At 72.4% G+C, this 16,208-nt stretch carries 16 protein-coding genes, 2 pseudogenes and 1 riboswitch; of the genes and pseudogenes, 10 read left to right on the top strand and 8 right to left on the bottom strand.

Annotated features, from left to right (window positions below; genetic code table 11):
* Positions 1-93 precede the first annotated feature (93 nt).
* A riboswitch (cobalamin riboswitch) is annotated at positions 94-235 on the bottom strand.
* Between the two features lie 94 nt (positions 236-329).
* Positions 330-605 carry a DUF397 domain-containing protein gene (locus AB0N14_RS32555; RefSeq protein ID WP_366029296.1) on the top strand — a complete coding sequence of 92 codons (276 nt, stop codon included), beginning with the start codon at positions 330-332 and terminating at the stop codon, positions 603-605.
* Positions 506-814 carry a hypothetical protein gene (locus AB0N14_RS32550; RefSeq protein ID WP_366029295.1) on the top strand — a complete coding sequence of 103 codons (309 nt, stop codon included), beginning with the start codon at positions 506-508 and terminating at the stop codon, positions 812-814. Before AB0N14_RS32555 ends, AB0N14_RS32550 begins: the two co-directional genes overlap by 100 nt.
* 93 nt (positions 815-907) lie before the next feature.
* Here the strand turns inward: AB0N14_RS32550 and AB0N14_RS32545 are convergent, their stop codons facing one another.
* Together AB0N14_RS32545 and AB0N14_RS32540 are read right to left on the bottom strand one after the other, a co-directional pair.
* A complete protein-coding gene (locus AB0N14_RS32545) occupies positions 908-1,123 on the bottom strand; it encodes a hypothetical protein (protein WP_366029294.1) in 216 nt (71 codons plus the stop codon).
* Positions 1,124-1,136: 13 nt separating this feature from the next.
* Positions 1,137-2,447: an inorganic phosphate transporter gene (locus AB0N14_RS32540; protein WP_366029293.1), complete on the bottom strand. Its 1,311-nt coding sequence runs from the start codon at positions 2,445-2,447 to the stop codon at positions 1,137-1,139.
* A gap of 407 nt (positions 2,448-2,854) precedes the next feature.
* On the opposite strand from AB0N14_RS32540, the gene AB0N14_RS32535 reads away from it, so the two are divergent.
* The 3 genes from AB0N14_RS32535 to AB0N14_RS32525 all read left to right on the top strand — a co-directional run bounded on the left by AB0N14_RS32535 (position 2,855) and on the right by AB0N14_RS32525 (position 6,417).
* The gene (locus AB0N14_RS32535; protein ID WP_366029292.1) at positions 2,855-3,586 is read left to right on the top strand and encodes a class II aldolase/adducin family protein; all 732 of its coding nucleotides are present in this window, start codon (positions 2,855-2,857) and stop codon (positions 3,584-3,586) included.
* A gap of 100 nt (positions 3,587-3,686) precedes the next feature.
* A complete protein-coding gene (locus tag AB0N14_RS32530) occupies positions 3,687-4,814 on the top strand; it encodes an alpha/beta fold hydrolase (RefSeq protein ID WP_366029291.1) in 1,128 nt (375 codons plus the stop codon).
* A gap of 193 nt (positions 4,815-5,007) precedes the next feature.
* The gene (locus tag AB0N14_RS32525; RefSeq protein ID WP_366029290.1) at positions 5,008-6,417 is read left to right on the top strand and encodes a hypothetical protein; all 1,410 of its coding nucleotides are present in this window, start codon (positions 5,008-5,010) and stop codon (positions 6,415-6,417) included.
* Positions 6,418-6,436: 19 nt separating this feature from the next.
* On the opposite strand, the gene AB0N14_RS32520 is transcribed toward AB0N14_RS32525, so the two are convergent.
* A complete protein-coding gene (locus AB0N14_RS32520) occupies positions 6,437-6,850 on the bottom strand; it encodes a VOC family protein (RefSeq protein WP_366029289.1) in 414 nt (137 codons plus the stop codon).
* A gap of 453 nt (positions 6,851-7,303) precedes the next feature.
* Here AB0N14_RS32520 and abc-f point away from each other — a divergent pair, with 453 nt between their 5' ends.
* From abc-f to AB0N14_RS32505, 3 genes are all read left to right on the top strand, one after another.
* Positions 7,304-8,902 (top strand): ribosomal protection-like ABC-F family protein, encoded by a 1,599-nt coding sequence (abc-f, locus tag AB0N14_RS32515; protein ID WP_366029288.1) that lies wholly within the window; start codon positions 7,304-7,306, stop codon positions 8,900-8,902.
* Positions 8,903-9,269: 367 nt separating this feature from the next.
* Positions 9,270-9,491, top strand: a complete 222-nt coding sequence (locus AB0N14_RS32510; RefSeq protein ID WP_030578326.1) for a helix-turn-helix domain-containing protein — start codon at positions 9,270-9,272, stop codon at positions 9,489-9,491.
* A gap of 163 nt (positions 9,492-9,654) precedes the next feature.
* The gene (locus AB0N14_RS32505) at positions 9,655-10,446 is read left to right on the top strand and encodes an enoyl-CoA hydratase/isomerase family protein (protein WP_366029287.1); all 792 of its coding nucleotides are present in this window, start codon (positions 9,655-9,657) and stop codon (positions 10,444-10,446) included.
* 178 nt (positions 10,447-10,624) lie between these two features.
* Here the strand turns inward: AB0N14_RS32505 and AB0N14_RS32500 are convergent, their stop codons facing one another.
* Positions 10,625-11,380 carry an SDR family oxidoreductase gene (locus tag AB0N14_RS32500; RefSeq protein WP_200423181.1) on the bottom strand — a complete coding sequence of 252 codons (756 nt, stop codon included), beginning with the start codon at positions 11,378-11,380 and terminating at the stop codon, positions 10,625-10,627.
* Positions 11,381-11,385: 5 nt separating this feature from the next.
* Positions 11,386-13,169, bottom strand: a pseudogene (locus tag AB0N14_RS32495) (glycoside hydrolase family 15 protein).
* 128 nt (positions 13,170-13,297) lie between these two features.
* Between AB0N14_RS32495 and AB0N14_RS32490 the strand changes: the two are divergent.
* A pseudogene (locus AB0N14_RS32490) lies at positions 13,298-13,450 on the top strand (carbon starvation CstA family protein); the annotation flags it as partial.
* A 91-nt stretch (positions 13,451-13,541) separates the two neighbouring features.
* Complete coding sequence (locus AB0N14_RS32485; RefSeq protein ID WP_366029286.1) at positions 13,542-13,730, top strand: YbdD/YjiX family protein; 189 nt, start codon at positions 13,542-13,544, stop codon at positions 13,728-13,730.
* Between the two features lie 113 nt (positions 13,731-13,843).
* Here AB0N14_RS32485 and AB0N14_RS32480 read toward each other — a convergent pair whose 3' ends face one another.
* The 3 genes from AB0N14_RS32480 to AB0N14_RS32470 form a co-directional block, all read right to left on the bottom strand.
* Positions 13,844-14,668, bottom strand: coding sequence for an SURF1 family protein (locus AB0N14_RS32480; protein WP_366029285.1), 825 nt, complete (start codon positions 14,666-14,668; stop codon positions 13,844-13,846).
* Between the two features lie 47 nt (positions 14,669-14,715).
* The gene (locus AB0N14_RS32475) at positions 14,716-14,949 is read right to left on the bottom strand and encodes a hypothetical protein (protein ID WP_103845200.1); all 234 of its coding nucleotides are present in this window, start codon (positions 14,947-14,949) and stop codon (positions 14,716-14,718) included.
* Between the two features lie 101 nt (positions 14,950-15,050).
* Complete coding sequence (locus AB0N14_RS32470; RefSeq protein ID WP_366029284.1) at positions 15,051-16,028, bottom strand: DEDDh family exonuclease; 978 nt, start codon at positions 16,026-16,028, stop codon at positions 15,051-15,053.
* Positions 16,029-16,208 lie beyond the last annotated feature (180 nt).

Below are 16,208 nucleotides of genomic sequence, written 5' to 3'. Positions count from 1 at the left end.
AGCCGACCGTGCGGTCGGACAGGGGCCGGTGACAGAACCTCAATCGGCAGCCGCGCATGGCGATATGTCCTCACTCAGGGTGTCCACGCCCTGGTTCGACGAGACCGGCGGTGAGAGTTCCTGGCTCCCGGGGAGTTCCTCCCCGGTGACAGTGGCGGGACCGCGCCGGACTCGCACCGGCTTCCTCTCCTGCCGCCGTACTGGCTCCGGCAGTCCACCACGCGCCCAGAACAGCCGTCAACTTGCTCTTGACCTGCGACGCTGCGGTGTGCCGAGTCCCACACCACTGAAATCGCGTCAGTTGCCCGAATCGCGCTTTTCGTTGTGAAGTGGCGGTCGAAGTGGGCGGTCCAGGGGCGCGCGTTCCGGCGCGTGACTCGAAACGGCGCACCGGTCCGGTGCTCGTCTTTCGCCGTACGGCGGGGTGTGCTTTGCTGGCCGGACTCGAGAAACCCGGCAGTGGACGGCGTCCGAGCGAACCGTCCAGAGGACGGGAGGGACCCACATGGGGGACAGGGCCAAGGAATTCTCGGCAGGCGCGGGAGGTCCCCACGCGCCGCACCTCTCGCTGGCGGCAGCGGCTCCGCTGGCACTCTTCTCCCTGACGACGGGGATGTTCGCGGTGGGCATCGGCGCGCTGGCGGCGCTGCTGGTGCCCGGAACCCCGGCGCGGGCCCTCGTGTGGCTGGTGGTCACCATCGTGGCCGCCGCCTGCGCGGGACTGTGGTGGGGCCTCACCCCGGTCACGGAGCGTCTCCGTGTCCTGGGCCGGGCGAAGGCGGCGGTCCGGCAACGCGACTCGCGGACCCCTTGACCTCGGGAACGTGAGAAACCCCCGCAGCGACACCGCTGCGGGGGTGACGCGCAGCGGTGTCGCCGCGCGTGCGATTCCGAAGTGCTCCGGCCGTCAGGCGACGATCAGATGGATCCCGTACGCGACCGCCGCCGCGCACGCCGCGAAACAGGCGTAGGCGCCGGTGGCCGCCAGGGCGGCCGCGCCGCCCCGGGCCGAGTCCTTCTTGGTGAGGCCCACGACACCCAGGGTGAACAGGGCCACCAGGGCCACGGTGACCCCGAGGCCGACGCCGAAGACGGAGCCGAGGGCTGCCCAGTCGATCTTCATGAGTGGTGATTCCTTAAACCGTGGCGGCGGGGGCCGGCTCCGCGGAGGGGCCGGCGTCCGGAGCCGGGATCGTGGCCTGCAGGTCGGTGCCGGCGTCCGTGTCCGCCGGGGCGGTGCCGGGCGCCGCGCTGTCGGCCGCGGTGGCGTCGGCCGCGACGACGGGGCCCGCCGGGGGCGGGATGACCGCCGCGATCGCCGCGGTGACGACGCCCGCGGGCTCCGTCTCGACGTCGTTGACGTTGTCGACCGTGACCGGCTTGCGGCGCGACAGGGTCCAGATGACCCCGGCGCCGGAGACCAGCAGCACGCCGGTGGCGACCGTGCCCCAGGTGCCCTGCTTGGTGAGGAGTTCGGCGCCCGCGCCGACCAGGCCGGCCGCCGGGAGCGTCAGAACCCACGCGGTCAGCATCCGGGTCGCGGTGGACCAGCGGACCACGCCGCCCTTGCGGCCGAGGCCCGCGCCCATGACGGCGCCGGAGCAGACCTGGGTGGTGGAGAGGGAGAAGCCGAGGTGCGAGGAGGCGAGGATCGCGGTCGCCGCGCTGGTCTGGGCGGCGAAGCCCTGCTGCGGCGCCAGGTCCGTCAGGCCCTTGCCGAGGGTGCGGATGATGCGCCAGCCGCCCAGGTAGGTGCCGAGCGCGATGGCCAGACCGGCCGAGACGATGACCCAGGTGGGAGGGTTCGAGCCGGGGGCGATGACACCGCCGGTGACCAGGGCCAGCGTGATGATGCCCATCGTCTTCTGCGCGTCGTTCGTGCCGTGGGCCAGGGAGACCAGGCCCGCCGAGGCGATCGACCCGGCCCGGTAGCCCTTCGCGGTCGCCTTCTCGTCGGCGCGGCTGCCGATCACGTACGACAGGCGGGTGGCGAGCATCGAGGCGAGGCCCGCCACGAGCGGCGCGGCGACGGCGGGGATCAGGACCTTGGTGACGATCGTCGAGCCGTTCACCGCGGACCAGCCGGCAGAGGTGACGGCGGCACCGATCAGACCGCCGAAGAGAGCGTGGGAGGAACTGGACGGCAGACCGAGGAGCCAGGTCAGCAGGTTCCACAGGATGGCGCCCACCAGCGCGGCGAAGATCACTTCGACGCGTATGCCCTGTTCGTTGATGATGCCGCCGGAGATCGTCTTGGCGACCTCGACGGAGAGGAAGGCGCCGAGGAGGTTCAGCGCGGCGGACATCGCCACCGCCGTCTTGGGCCTCAGGGCGCCGGTCGAGATGGTCGTCGCCATCGCGTTGGCTGTGTCGTGGAAACCGTTCGTGAAATCGAACACGAGAGCGGTGACGATCACGATTCCGAGGAGGAGCGTGATGTGTTCCATTTACCCGGGCTTCTATGGGAGGTCAGTGGCGGTTGGACCGTAGGCAACCTGGGTGAACGGAAGATGAACTGAGACGGGCTGGAGGGTGTACCGATCGGCGCATCGACGTTCCGTTTGTGGTCGGCCGGCGAGGGTCTCAGCCTCGAACGAAGCCGGGATTCAGGCTTCCGGAAGCCTTGGCGCGTCTCTGGGGGCTGCGCCGGGGGCTCTCCGCCGGCTCGTCGCGAACCGCTTCAGCCGGTCCCGGGACCCGTTGAAGAGATTTCGGTCACTCTCCAGGCTCCCGCTGTTGTGTGCCGCCCCTCCGAGGGAGGTGTGTCCGTATATGCGCACTTACGAACCCGTGGCTCCGGGCCTGCGGTGCGCCGGGCCACCCTCGCGCGGACCCCGCCTGGCAGGATCACGGCATGGCCGATCAGCGACATGACGCGGGGGACGCCCGGGATGCCGTACGGCACGGGCGGGAGCCGGCCACGGCGGCGGAGGAGGTGGCGCGGGCCTGGGACCAGCTCGTGGCGACGGCCCGCCGCACGGTCGCCGACGGACTGGTCGTCGGCACCTCCGGCAACGTCTCCGTACGCGTCGGCGACACCGTGCTGGTCACCCCCACCGGAGTGCCGTACGAGCGGCTGACGCCGGGCGACGTGGTCGGAGTCGACCTGGACGGACACCAGGTGCTCGGCAGGCTGCGCCCGACCAGCGAGCTGCCCATGCACCTGGCCGTCTACCGCACGACGGACGCCCGGGCCGTCCTGCACACCCACGCCCCCGACGCCACGGCCGTCTCCACGCTCGTACAGGAACTGCCGCTGATCCACTACATGGCCGCCGCGCTGGGAGGTGCGGTGCGGGTCGCCCCCTACGCGACCTACGGCACCCCCGAGTTGGCCGGGAACATGCTCCGCGCCCTGACCGACCGCAGCGCCTGCCTGCTGCAGAACCACGGCACGGTCGCCCACGGTGCCTCGCTGGACCAGGCCTACGACCGCACGGCCCAACTGGAGTGGATGTGCCGCGTGTGGCTGACGGCGTCGTCCGTGCCGGGCCTCACCCCGCACCTGCTCAGCCGGGAGCAGGTGGCGGAGGTAGGGGAGCGGTTGCGGGGGTACGGGCAGCATCAAGGGTTGACGAACCCCTAGTGGACCGGCCGGCCGGGGCCGCCTTGCGGCGCGCCCCGTGGGTCACACCGCGCCCTTCCCCCCACTGGCCGGGGGCGGGCTCCACCGGGAGACTGGATGGATGCGCACTGTCAAAGCGGCGGCCGCAGCCGTCACCGTAGCCATCGCCGCGGGCGCCGCCGGCGTCGCCGTGGGCCGCTTCGCCAGCGACGCCGCGCTGAAAGCGCCGCCGGGGCGTCCGCTGCCCACGGAACCCCGCCTCACCGTGCACTCCCTGGCGGCCGGCCGGATCGCCCTCACCCGCGACCTGGCCTCCCAGCGGCCCGGCACCTACGGGCTGACCGGTGACGGCTCGCACGCGGTCGTCGGCCCGGTCCTGGACTCCGCCCCGCACACCGTCGACACGGTCGTACGCCGTCTGGAACGCGTCACGCACGGCACGCTCGAGCCCGGTGACAAGGTCTGGCTCACCCCCGCCCTGTACACCGGCGATCCCCGGACCGCCCTCGGCCTCGACCACACCGACGTTGAGGTGCCCGGCGAACTCGGGACCCTGCCCGCCTGGTTCCTGCCGGGCGCCCGTGACACCTGGGTGATCACCGTGCACGGGCTCGGCACCACCCGGGAACACCCCATGAACGTCATGGGATTCCTGCAGCGCCACCACTTCCCGGTCCTCGACATCGCCTACCGCGGCGACCCCGGGGCGCCCCGCTCCCCGGACGGCCTGAACCACCTCGGCGAGACCGAGTGGCGCGACGTGGACGCCGCGATCCGCCACGCGGTGCGGGCCGGGGCCGAGCGGATCGTGCTGCACGGCTGGTCCACCGGCGCCGCCATGGCGCTGCACGCCGCCGCCCACTCGGCGGTGCGCGAGCGGGTCTCCGGGCTCGTCCTGGACTCACCCGTCCTCAGCTGGGAGGCCACGCTGCGCGCCCTGGCCGCAGCCCGCCGCACCCCAGGAGCCCTGCTGCCGCTGGCCGTCCGCGCCGCGCAGGGTCGCACCGGTGTGCACGGCGGCGGCACCCAGAAGGCCGCGGATCCGCAGCACCTCAACGTGCCGGTGCTGATCTTCCACGGGCCCGGCGACACGATCGCCCCCTGGGGCCTTTCACGCCGTCTCGCCGAGCGGCGCGCGAACCTGGTCACCCTGCACACGGTGGAGAACGCCCCGCACGGCGCCATGTGGAACGCCGACCCCGAGGCCTACGAGGAGGCCCTGCGGCGCTTCCTCACGCCGCTGATGTGACGGTGTCGACGCGACGGCCCGCGTCGGCGGGCACACAGCTGTGGCGCCCTTTCGCCCCCTCTTCCGGTTAGCCCGCCCGACCAGCGCTGTCCCCCCTTTCCGGGCACTCTGAGGACCCTCTCGCCGACTCCCGTCGGCGTCCCTCGAGGCATTCCGTTTGGGTTTTCGGACCGTCAACCGGAAGACTGCACCTGTGACGTCCCGTACTCCGCGCGACTCCAGGCTCCGACTCGTCCGACCGCGGCCGCTGGCCGCCGCCCCCCGAGCGGTGACCCAGCGCCGCACGCGCCGCCCCGCACCCAGGCCGCCGGAGGGCACGCCGCCGCCCGCGGAACTGGCGAAAATGGCCCGCGCCCGCCTGGCCGGCGCCGCCCGTGTCGCCCACTGGGCCGACGCCACGCTCGGGCCCGGCCGCGAGGGTGCGTCCCCCGAAGGAAAGGGCACCCTGTCCGACGCCACCGCGGAACGGGCGGCCGCCGACCTCGGCCTGACCCTCGCTCAGGTGCGCGCCGACTGGGACACCGCGCGCCTGGCCGGTCTCGTCGAGGTGCACGGCGACAGCGCCCGCCCCGGCTGGCGGCTGCGCGCCTGGGACCGGGACGACTCCGCCGTACTGCGCGGCTGGGTCGCCCTCTTCGACGCCTGGTCGCTCGCCTGCCCCGAGCCGGCGGACCGAGAGCACGCCGCCGTCGCCGAGGTCGTCTCGGCCATGCCCCAGGTGCTCTCCTTCCTCCAGCTGTCCGCCGGGCCCGTCCCCGTCGAGCAGCTCCTCGACCTGCTCCAGCAGCGGGTCACCGAACTGCGCACCGAGCGCTGCGAGGTCCCCTACGGACCCCGGCCCGAGCCTGTCGTGCCGCCGGTCCCGGACTCCGCCGACGAGTCCGAGCTGGCCCCCCTGCTCGCCTGGGCCCTCGACGCGCTCGCCTACGTCGGCGCCCTCACCTGCGCCGACGGGCAGGCCACCCTCACCCCGCTCGGCAGCTGGGCGGTGTGGGTCAAGCTGGAGCAGATCTGCGTCGCCGCGCAGAGCCCCGCCGGAAACATCGAGCAGAACGCCGAGGACATGCTCCGCGGCTGCGCCCAGCTCCGCCCGAACGCGGCACGCGCCGAGTACCGCGCCTGGCTGGCCGCCCGCCCTGTCGGCAGCGCCGTCACCGAACTCCTCGGTGCCGCCCGCGGCGAGGACGCCCTGCTGCGCGGTCTGGCCTTCGAGGCGCTGCGCGTGGTCGGCGCGCCCGCCGAACCCGAGGTGCGCCGCGCCGCCGAGGAGACCACGCTGCGCCCCTACGCCCTGCTCTGGCTCGCCGAGCACGACGGCGCCGACCCGGAGGACGCCCACGAGGTGCTCACCCGCGAGGAGGCAACCTGGCTGTGGGTCGACACCGCCGCCGCCGCCGCCGACCACGGTGAGGCCCCGCTCCTGGTCCGCCACCTGGAGTCCGCCGTGCAGGCCACCGTGCCCGCGCTGCTCGACGAGGTGCGCGCGGTCGGACACCCCCGCACCGTCCAGGTCCTGGTCGCGCTCGCCGCCGCCCACCCGGACCCGGCGCTCGCCAAGGCCGTGCGCCGAGCCGCCTTCCAGGTCCACACCGGAGGCAGATGACCCCCTCGAACCGCGGTCGTCAGACGGCTGTCTCGGGGACGTACGTGCCGAAACTCCAGATGTTGCCCTCGGCGTCCCGGGCCATGTAGTCCCGCGACCCGTAGTCCTGGTCCGTCGGGGGCATCAGGATCTCCGCGCCGTGCTCCACGGCCCGCTGGTGATGTGCGTCGACGTCGTCCACCACGACGTACACCCCGCAGGGACCCGCCCCCCTCATCGCCTCGTCGAAGAGGCCGCCGCGGCCCTTCGAACCCACCATCACCACGCCGTTGCCCTGCACCAACTCGGCGTGCAGCACCGATCCGTCCTCACCCTCGTACACCGACAGCTCCGTGAAACCGAAGGCCTCCGTGAGCTGCCTGATCGCCGCCTTCGCGTCCGCGTACAGCAGCGCCGGGCAGATGCTCGGCCGCCTGCCGTCCATGCCCGCCATCGCCGTCACTCCCTTCGGTGTCCGGCCCGAATCCCGGCCTGTCGCTCAGTCTGGCACCGGCCACTGACAACGCTGCGGACGACGGGAGTTCGACGACAGGGCCGGGCGCCGGGAGTGCCAGCCTGGCACCGCCTCACGGCACGACGTCGGGCCGTGGCCCGAACGGGGGACGCACCGGCCGCGTCGCACCCCCGTGTGCCGCGCCCGCGCGTACCCTCCGCGCCGCGTAGTGAACGTCACACCACCGCCGTCACGCTGCCGCGAAGACGGGCGTCACAGCCCGGGACGCCGCGTACGGAAATAGTGCTTGCACTGCCCCGTTAGACTGGGGCCCATGGCCATTCTCCTCGCGCATTAGACGGCGGGAACGTCCTCAGCCGCCCATCCCGCCACCCTCCCCCAAGCTCTCGACTCCGCTCGAGCAGGGGGGACCCCCAGCCCAGGAGTCTGTCCGTGATCTCCGCCTCCGGCATCGAGCTGCGCGCCGGTGCCCGCATCCTCATCGAGAACGCCACCTTCCGCGTCACCAAGGGCGACCGCATCGGCCTCGTCGGCCGCAACGGCGCCGGGAAGACCACCCTCACCAAGGTCCTCGCCGGCGACGGCATCCCCGCCGCGGGCACCGTCACCCGCTCCGGTGAGGTCGGCTACCTCCCGCAGGACCCGCGCACCGGCGACCTCGATGTCCTCGCCCGCGACCGCATCCTCTCCGCGCGCGGCCTGGACGTCCTGATCCGCAAGATGCGGGAGAACGAGCAGCGCATCGCCACCGGCAAGGGGTCCACCCGCGAGAAGGCCCTTCGGCAGTACGAGCGCCAGGAGACCGAGTTCCTCACCAAGGGCGGGTACTCCGCCGAGGCCGAGGCCGCCACCATCGCCGCCGCGCTCAACCTGCCCGACCGGGTGCTCAGCCAGCCCCTGCACACGCTCTCCGGAGGTCAGCGCCGCCGTATCGAGCTGGCGCGCATCCTGTTCTCCGACGCGGACACCCTGCTGCTCGACGAGCCGACCAACCACCTCGACGCGGACTCGATCATCTGGCTGCGCGACTACCTGAAGACCTACCGCGGCGGCTTCATCGTCATCTCGCACGACGTCGACCTGGTCGAGACGGTCGTCAACAAGGTGTTCTACCTGGACGCCAACCGCGCCCAGATCGACGTCTACAACATGGGCTGGAAGCTCTACCAGCAGCAGCGCGAGGCCGACGAGAAGCGCCGCAAGCGGGAGCGCGCCAACGCCGAGAAGAAGGCCGCCGCGCTCAACGCCCAGGCCGACAAGATGCGCGCCAAGGCCACCAAGACGGTCGCCGCGCAGAACATGGCCCGCCGCGCCGAGAAGCTGCTGGCCGGCCTGGACGAGGTCCGCCAGCAGGACAAAGTGGCCAAGCTCCGCTTCCCCGAGCCGGCCCCCTGCGGAAGGACCCCGCTGATGGCCGAGGGGCTGTCGAAGTCGTACGGCTCACTGGAGATCTTCACCGAAGTCGACCTGGCCATCGACAAGGGCTCCCGGGTCGTCATCCTGGGCCTCAACGGCGCGGGCAAGACCACCCTGCTGCGCCTGCTCGCGGGCGTCGAGCAGCCGGACACCGGCAAGGTCGTCCCCGGGCACGGTCTCAAGCTCGGCTACTACGCCCAGGAGCACGAGACCCTCGACCCGGACCGCACGGTGCTGGAGAACATGCGCTCCGCCGCGCCCGACATGGACCTGGTCGAGGTCCGCAAGGTGCTCGGCTCTTTCCTGTTCTCCGGTGATGACGTCGACAAGCCCGCCGGTGTCCTCTCCGGCGGCGAGAAGACCCGCCTCGCCCTCGCCACGCTCGTGGTGTCGTCCGCGAACGTGCTGCTGCTCGACGAGCCGACCAACAACCTCGACCCGGCCAGCCGCGAGGAGATCCTCGGTGCGCTGCGCACCTACAAGGGCGCGGTCGTGCTCGTCACCCACGACGAGGGCGCGGTCGAGGCGCTCCAGCCGGAGCGGATCATCCTGCTGCCGGACGGTGTCGAGGACCTGTGGGGCGCGGACTACGCCGACCTCGTCACGCTCGCCTGACCGCCCCGCGCCGGGCGGTCAGTGGCGCTTGATCGAACGACTGATCCACTGCGTATGGATCATTCGGCCGATCCGTGATCCATCATCTGTGTGAGATCTCCTCGTACCAGGGTGTGTCCTGCACCGATTCGACGGCCGAGCCGCTCCGTGGGGCGGTCGCGGCCGTCGCGCGTCGCTGACCTGGTGATTCCCCGACGAACCCGTTCGGGTGTACGGATGCGACCGGGCGGAATCCCGGATTCCACTCGTGGGGATGTGCTCCTGTCGTCACAACCTTGTCGCACGGACCTTGCCGAATGGGTGGCCATCGCGCCCGGGAGGGGTGATCATGAGGAGACCAGAGCGCACTTCCCATGAGGAGGCACGGGTGGCCGAGACTCTGAAGAAGGGCAGCCGGGTGACCGGCGCCGCGCGCGACAAGCTCGCGGCAGACCTGAAGAAGAAGTACGACTCCGGTGCGAGCATCCGAGCGCTGGCCGAGGAGACCGGCCGCTCGTATGGCTTCGTTCACCGGATGCTCAGCGAGTCGGGCGTCACGCTCCGAGGGCGTGGCGGGGCGACGCGGGGAAAGAAGGCCCAGTCGGCCTGACGCCGGGCGGCCCATCGGCTTCGGTGGTGGCCACCCGGTCGGTCGGTCCCCCAGTGCCTCAAGGGCCTGGGGTGCCCCCCATCCGGCCGGGTGGTTACTGTGCAGTCACTTAGGATGCCGTGCCACGGCATCCGCTGCTGACTGCACCCATCGGAGGCGCCCCATGGCTTCGCTCGACCCGGTACTCGACAAGGACGGCGTACGGCTCACCGTCGACGAGGCGATCGCCACGGTGACGCTGACCAACCCGGCCAAGCGCAACGCGCAGAGCCCCGGTCTGTGGCGGGCGCTCACGGAGGCCGGGCGGGCGCTGCCCGGTTCGGTCCGCGTGGTCGTGCTGCGCGCCGAGGGTCAGTCGTTCTCGGCCGGGCTGGACCGTCAGATGTTCACGCCCGAGGGGATCGAGGGCGAACCGACCTTCATCGACCTCGCGCGCAGCGGCGACGCGGAGCTGGACGCCACCATCGCCGGGTACCAGGAGGCGTTCACCTGGTGGCGGCAGAGCGACATCGTGTCCGTCGCCGCCGTCCAGGGGCATGCGATCGGAGCGGGGTTCCAGCTCGCCCTCGCCTGTGACCTGCGCGTCGTCGCCGACGACGTGCAGTTCGCCATGCGCGAGACCAGCCTGGGCCTGGTACCGGACCTCACCGGCACGCATCCGCTGGTGGGCCTGGTCGGCTATGCCCGCGCGCTGGAGATCTGCGTGACGGGCCGCTTCGTCGGGGCCGAGGAAGCGGTGACCACCGGGCTCGCGAACATCGCCGTGTCGCGCGACCAGCTCGACGAGACGGTACGGGACCTGGCGACCGCCCTGCTCGCGGCGCCCCGCGACGCCGTGATCGAGACCAAGGCGCTGCTGCGCGGCGCGCAGGAGCGGACCTACGAGGCCCAGCGCGCGGCGGAACGGGCCGCCCAGGCCCGGCGGCTACGGGATCTGGCGGGCGTCGGCGAATAGACGTGCCCCGAACCAGGCCAGCGACGCGCGGGCCTGGCGGCTCTGCCTGCGGGGCGTTCGGCATCGACCCGGGCACCGTCGGCCGGCTGCGCGCGGGGCCCGGCGTCGGCCCGACGGCCGTGGGCAGCTGCGTGGCGTCCGGCACCGGCTCGAGCGCCGTGGGTCGGCCGCACGCGGCTCAGAAGCCGTGGAGCGCCCCGCCGTCCACCGGGACCATGATGCCGGTCAGGTACGACGCCGCCGGGGACAGCAGGAACGCGGCCGTGCGGCCGAACTCGTCCGGGGTGCCGTAGCGGCGCAGCGGGATGCGGGACTCGTTGGCCGCGCGGGCCGCCTCCGGGTCGGGGGACAGGGCGTCCAGCTCGCGCACCCGGTCGGTGTCGATGCGGGCCGGGAGCAGACCGACGACCCGGATGCCGCGCGGGCCCAGCTCGTCCGCGATCGACTTGGCGAAGCCCGCGAGCCCGGGGCGCAGCCCGTTGGAGATGGTCAGCCCCGGGATCGGCTCGTACACGGAACCGGACAGCACGAACCCGATGACGCCGCCCTCGGTCAGCTCCGCGGCGGCCCCGCGCGCCAGCCGCACCGCGCCCAGGAACACCGATTCGAACGCCGCCGTCCACTGCTCGTCCGTGTTGTCGGCGACCCCTCCGGCCGGCGGCCCACCGACGCTGATGAGGATGCCGTCGAAGCCGCCGAAGTGCTCACGGGCCGTCGCGATCAGCCGGGCCGCCGCCTGCGGGTCGGAGTTGTCGGCGGACACGCCCACGGCGTTCGCGCCCAGCTCCGCCGCGGCCTCCTCGGCCCGCTTCCCGTCGCGGCCGGTGATCACCACCTTCGCCCCGTCGGCGACGAGTTCCCGCGCGGCCGCGTTGCCCAGCCCGCGGGTCGCCCCGGTGACGACGTACACCCGGTCCTTCAGTCCAAGATCCATGGCCCCTATCCTGCCCTCTCGCCCCAGTCCAGGGCGAGGGCGGTCCCCACCAGGCCGAGATGGCTGAACGCCTGCGGGAAGTTGCCGAGCTGCCGGCCGGTCACAGGGTCGTACTCCTCGGCGAGCAGACCGACGTCGTTGCACAGCCCGACCAGCCGTTCGAACAGCTCCCGGGCCTCGTCCGTGCGGCCGGTGAGGCGCAGGGCGTCCGCGAGCCAGAACGAGCACGCGAGGAACGCGCCCTCCCCGCCCGGCAGCGGATCCACGTCCGTGTGCCGCAGGTCGTACCGGAGCAGGAGACCGTCGCAGGACAGCTCCGCGCGCACCGCGTCGATCGTGCCTTTCACCCGCGGGTCGTCCGGTGGCAGGAAGCCGACGAGCGGGATCTGCAGCAGCGAGGCGTCGAGCGCCCGTGAGCCGTAGTACTGGGTGAACGTGTTCCGGTCGGGGTCGTAGCCCCGCTCGCACACCTCCCGGTGCACCTCCTCCCGCATGGCCCGCCAGCCGTCGAGGTCGCCGTCGAGGTGCGGATGCTCCTCCAGGGTGCGCAGGGCGCGGTCGGCGGCCACCCATGCCATCACCTTCGAGTACACGAAGTGGCGGCGCCGCCCGCGCACCTCCCACAGTCCCGCGTCCGGTTGCCGCCAGGCCGTCCGCAGGAACTCCAGCAGCGCGCACTGCACCCGCCACATGTGCGGTCTGACGGGCAGGCCCGCGCTGCGGGCCACCGACAGCGAGTCGATGACCTCGCCGTACACGTCCAGCTGGAACTGCCTCACCGCGTCGTTGCCGACCCGGACCGGCACCGAGCCGTGGAAACCGGGCAGCCAGGGCAGCTCATACTCGGGCAGCCGCCGCTCGCCCGAGATGCCGTACATGATCTGCAGGTCCGCCGGGTTGCCGGCGACCGCGCGCAGCAGCCAGTCACGCCAGGCCTCGGCCTCCTCGTGGTAGCCGGCCGCCAGCAGGGCCTGGAGGGTGAGCGTGGAGTCGCGCAGCCAGCTGTAGCGGTAGTCCCAGTTGCGTACGCCGCCCAGGGACTCCGGCAGGGAGGTCGTGGGGGCCGCGACGATACCGCCGGTGGGCGCGTAGGTGAGCGCCTTGAGGGTGATCAGGGAGCGGACCACGACGTCCCGGTGCGGGCCGCGGTAACGGCACCGCGCCGCCCACGCGCGCCAGTCCTCGACACTGCGCTCCAGCGCCTCGAACGGTCGACGAGGGCGGGGCGGGGCTCGTGCGAGGGGTGCCAGGTCAGGACGAAGGCGACCTTGTCCCCTTTGCCGACCGTGAACTCGGAGCGGGTGGCGAAGTCCTTGCCCCAGGTGCGCACGGGGGGCTCACTGCGCAACCACACCGAGTCGGGTCCTGCCACGGCCACCCGGTGACCGTCGCTCCGCCGCATCCACGGCACGATCGAGCCGTAGTCGAAGCGCAGCCGGAGCTCACCGTGCATGGTGACCCGGCCGTCCAGGCCCTCGATGACGCGTACGACGTCGGGGGCGCGGTCGCGCTGGGGCATGAAGTCGGTGACGCGGACCGTGCCGTCCGGGGTGTCCCAGTCGGTGTCGAGGACGAGGGTGTCGGGACGGTAGGCGCGGCGCGTGTACAGGTGGACGCCCCTGGGCGCGATCCTCCAGTGGCCGTGCTCCTCGGTGCCGAGCAGCTTGGCGAAGCAGGCGGGCGAGTCGAAGCGGGGCAGGCACAGCCAGTCGATGGACCCGTCCCGGGCGACCAGGGCGGCGGTCTGTTCGTCGCCGATGAGTGCGTAGTCCTCGATCCGCGGGTGCACGGGGAGCGGGTTCCCGATGGGAAGACGGGGCAATCAGGGGGTGGGCCGGGGGAGTGAGTGCGTGGCGCTGTCCATGCTCGTGGCACCCGCGCCGGAGAAGATCACCCCCGGGTCCGACGGGGTATGCCTTCATGGAGATCGGCACCATCGGGCTGCTCGCGGTCGGCGTCGTGGTCGCCGCACCGGTGCTGCACGCGGACGCCGTGAGCAAGTTCGCGAGCTCGGGCGCGGGCCCGGTCTTCGCCGGATCCCTGTTCCCGTTCCTGTTCATCACCATCGCCCGGGGGCACTGCCGACCACCGAGGCGCCGTACGTGGAATCCCATCTCGACGTGCCCGAGCAGGCAGCCGACGCACTGGTGGCAGCCCGGTCATGAACGCCCGGCAGTGGGCGGGAGCCGTGCGCTGGTACCTGCGTGAGCTGACCGGGGAGGCGGAGTACGACCGTTACCGCGAGCGGCACCGCCGCCACCACCCCCTCGCTCCGGTGCCCACCCGCCGCGACTACGAGGTGCTGCGCACGCTGCACCGGGAGACCCATCCGCAGGGCCGCTGCTGCTGAGACCGGCGGATCACCCGCGGGCGGGCGCGCCGTCCCCCCTGACGCCCGCGCGCCCGCCCCGCACGTTCCCTACTCGCAGGACCGCCAGGCCGACCGCCGGCGGTCGGCCTGGGTCATACCGTGGCCGGTGCCGGCTCCTCGCTCGTCTCCTGCGCCGCCTTCGCCCGCTCCCTGGCCTCGCGGCGGACCAGGATCACCCAGCCGAAGGGGACGCCCGCCGCGAACAGCCACCACTGGACCGCGTACGGCAGATTGATGTCTCCGAGGCCGATCCAGCTGCTGTCCTCCTTGGGCGACGGGATCACCTCGGGGCTGCCGCCCTTCGGGGCGGGGGAGACCAGTTCGACGTAGCCGCCGAGCATCTCCTTGGCGGAGGTGTCGCCCGCGTCGCGCAGCAAAGAGCCGACCTGCTGGCTGTTGATCAGCATGATCTGGCGGTCGGGCAACCCTTTGAGGTTCTTGATGCCGCTCGCGGCCGTCGTCTCGTCCTGCATCAGCCGGCCGGTGACCGTGATCTCGCCCTGGGCGGGCGCCGGGATCTGCGGGAAGGTGGTCTGCGAGGCGGCGGAGTCGATCCAGCCCCGGTTGACGAGGAGCGTCCTGCCGTCGTTCAGCACGAAAGGAGTCACCACGTGGTAGCCGACGTCACCGTTGGCGTTCGTACGGCGACGCACCACCAGTTCGTGCGCCGTGTCGAAGTGGCCCTTGGCGGTCACCCGGCGGTAGAGGTCCTCGTGCCGGACGGTCCCGCCCACCGAGGTGAGCGACTCGGCGGGCACGGGCGTCGCCGCCAGCGATTCGTCGATCAGCTTGTTCAGCGCCTGCCTGTGGTCGTGACGGTGCAGCTGCCAGAAACCCAGCCTGATCATCGTGGGGATGAGCAGGAGAGCCACGAGGGTGAGGATCACCCACTGCCGGGACAACAGGAAGCGGTACACCCCACGACGGTACATCTCGGACCGTGCCGCGCCCGCACGGGGGTGCCTCAGACCCGGTCGACGATTCCCACCTGCCCCTCCGCGCGGGCGCAGTGCGCGCCGCAGTACCAGTGGCCGTCGACGTCGACGCCCTGGCCGATGATCTGGACGCGACAGTGTTCGCAGATGGGCGCCATACGGTGGATGGCGCAGGCGAAACAGTCGAAGACGTGCACCGCGCCCTGCGCGTGCACCTCGAACGTCATGCCGTAGTCGTTTCCGCAGACCTCGCAACGTGCCATGCGCCACAGCGTGAGCCGTCGCCGCGGCGCGGGCGAGCGGGCGCCGGGCGAGTCGCGCGGCAATCACCCGTCCGTACGGGTCACTCCGCCGACGGTACGGGTCACTCCGGCGACGCGGGCTCCACGTCCCGCAGCAGTTGCCCGAACGCGGCCTCGTCGATCACCGGTGTCCCGTACTCCCGCGCCTTCGCCGTCTTGGACGTGCCCGAGTCCGGGTCGTTGGTGACGAGCAGGCTGGTGAGCCGGGACAGGCTCGTCGCCACGTGCAGCCCCGCCTCGACGGCACGGTCCTCCAGCAACTCCCGGTCGACCGAGGTGTCCCCGGAGAACGCCACCCGCATGCCCTGCTTGAGCCGCTTGCCTTCCTCGTACCGCCCCGGGTTGGGGTAGGGGCAGGAGGGGCGCCTGCGGGAGGGGCGCCAACTGCTCGGGCGGTAGCCCCCGGAGGACTGGCGGGGCACCGTGGGGGTGGCGGACCACTCCGTCAGCGGGCGGCACTCCAGCAGCGGCAACCGTACGCCGTCCCGGGCGGCGGCGTGCAGACTCGGCCGGAACGCCTCGGCCAGCACCCGCGCGTCGTCCAGCGCGTGGTGCGCCCGCTGCTGGACCACCCCGAAGTGCGCGGCCAGCGTCTCCAGCTTGTGGTTGGCCAGCGGCAGGCGCAGTTCCTTCGACAGCGCGATGGTGCACAGCCGCTGACGGACCGGCGCCTCGCGCTCGGCGCGCGCGTACTCCCGGGCGATCATCTGCCAGTCGAAGACCGCGTTGTGCGCGACGAGCACGCGGCCGTCGAGCCGGGCCGCGAACTCCTCGGCGATGTCCTGGAACAGGGGCGCCCCTTCGAGGGCCTCGCTCGTCAGACCGTGGATCCACACCGGGCCCGGGTCGCGCTCCGGGTTGACCAGCGTGTACCAGTGGTCCTCGACCTCACCGCGCGCGTCCAGCCGGTAGACGGCGGCCGAGATGATCCGGTCGTCCCGGGCCAGGCCGGTGGTCTCCACGTCGACGACCGCGTACCCCTCCGGATACGCGGCCGGCCAGGCGGCCGGGGACGCTGCGGTCGTACGGTCTTCGAGCATGGTCACTGAGGATACGGGCCACGACTGACAGCCTCACGCCCCTACCTGCGACCCGCGGTCTCTGGCGCCGGGCGCACAACCCTGAAGCGCTGTGGCAGCAGTTGACGGCACCGTAGCTGAGGTCCCGTCAGGGGAGCCGGTGACGGGCGCGCCCGGGTGCCGTCCGCCTCATGAGGTGCC

The sequence above is a fragment of the Streptomyces sp. NPDC051104 genome (genome assembly GCF_040682835.1).
Classification (GTDB): Bacteria; Actinomycetota; Actinomycetes; order Streptomycetales; family Streptomycetaceae; genus Streptomyces; species Streptomyces cynarae.
Note: the sequence above shows the minus strand (reverse complement) of the source record. Positions and strands in the feature narration are given on the sequence as shown.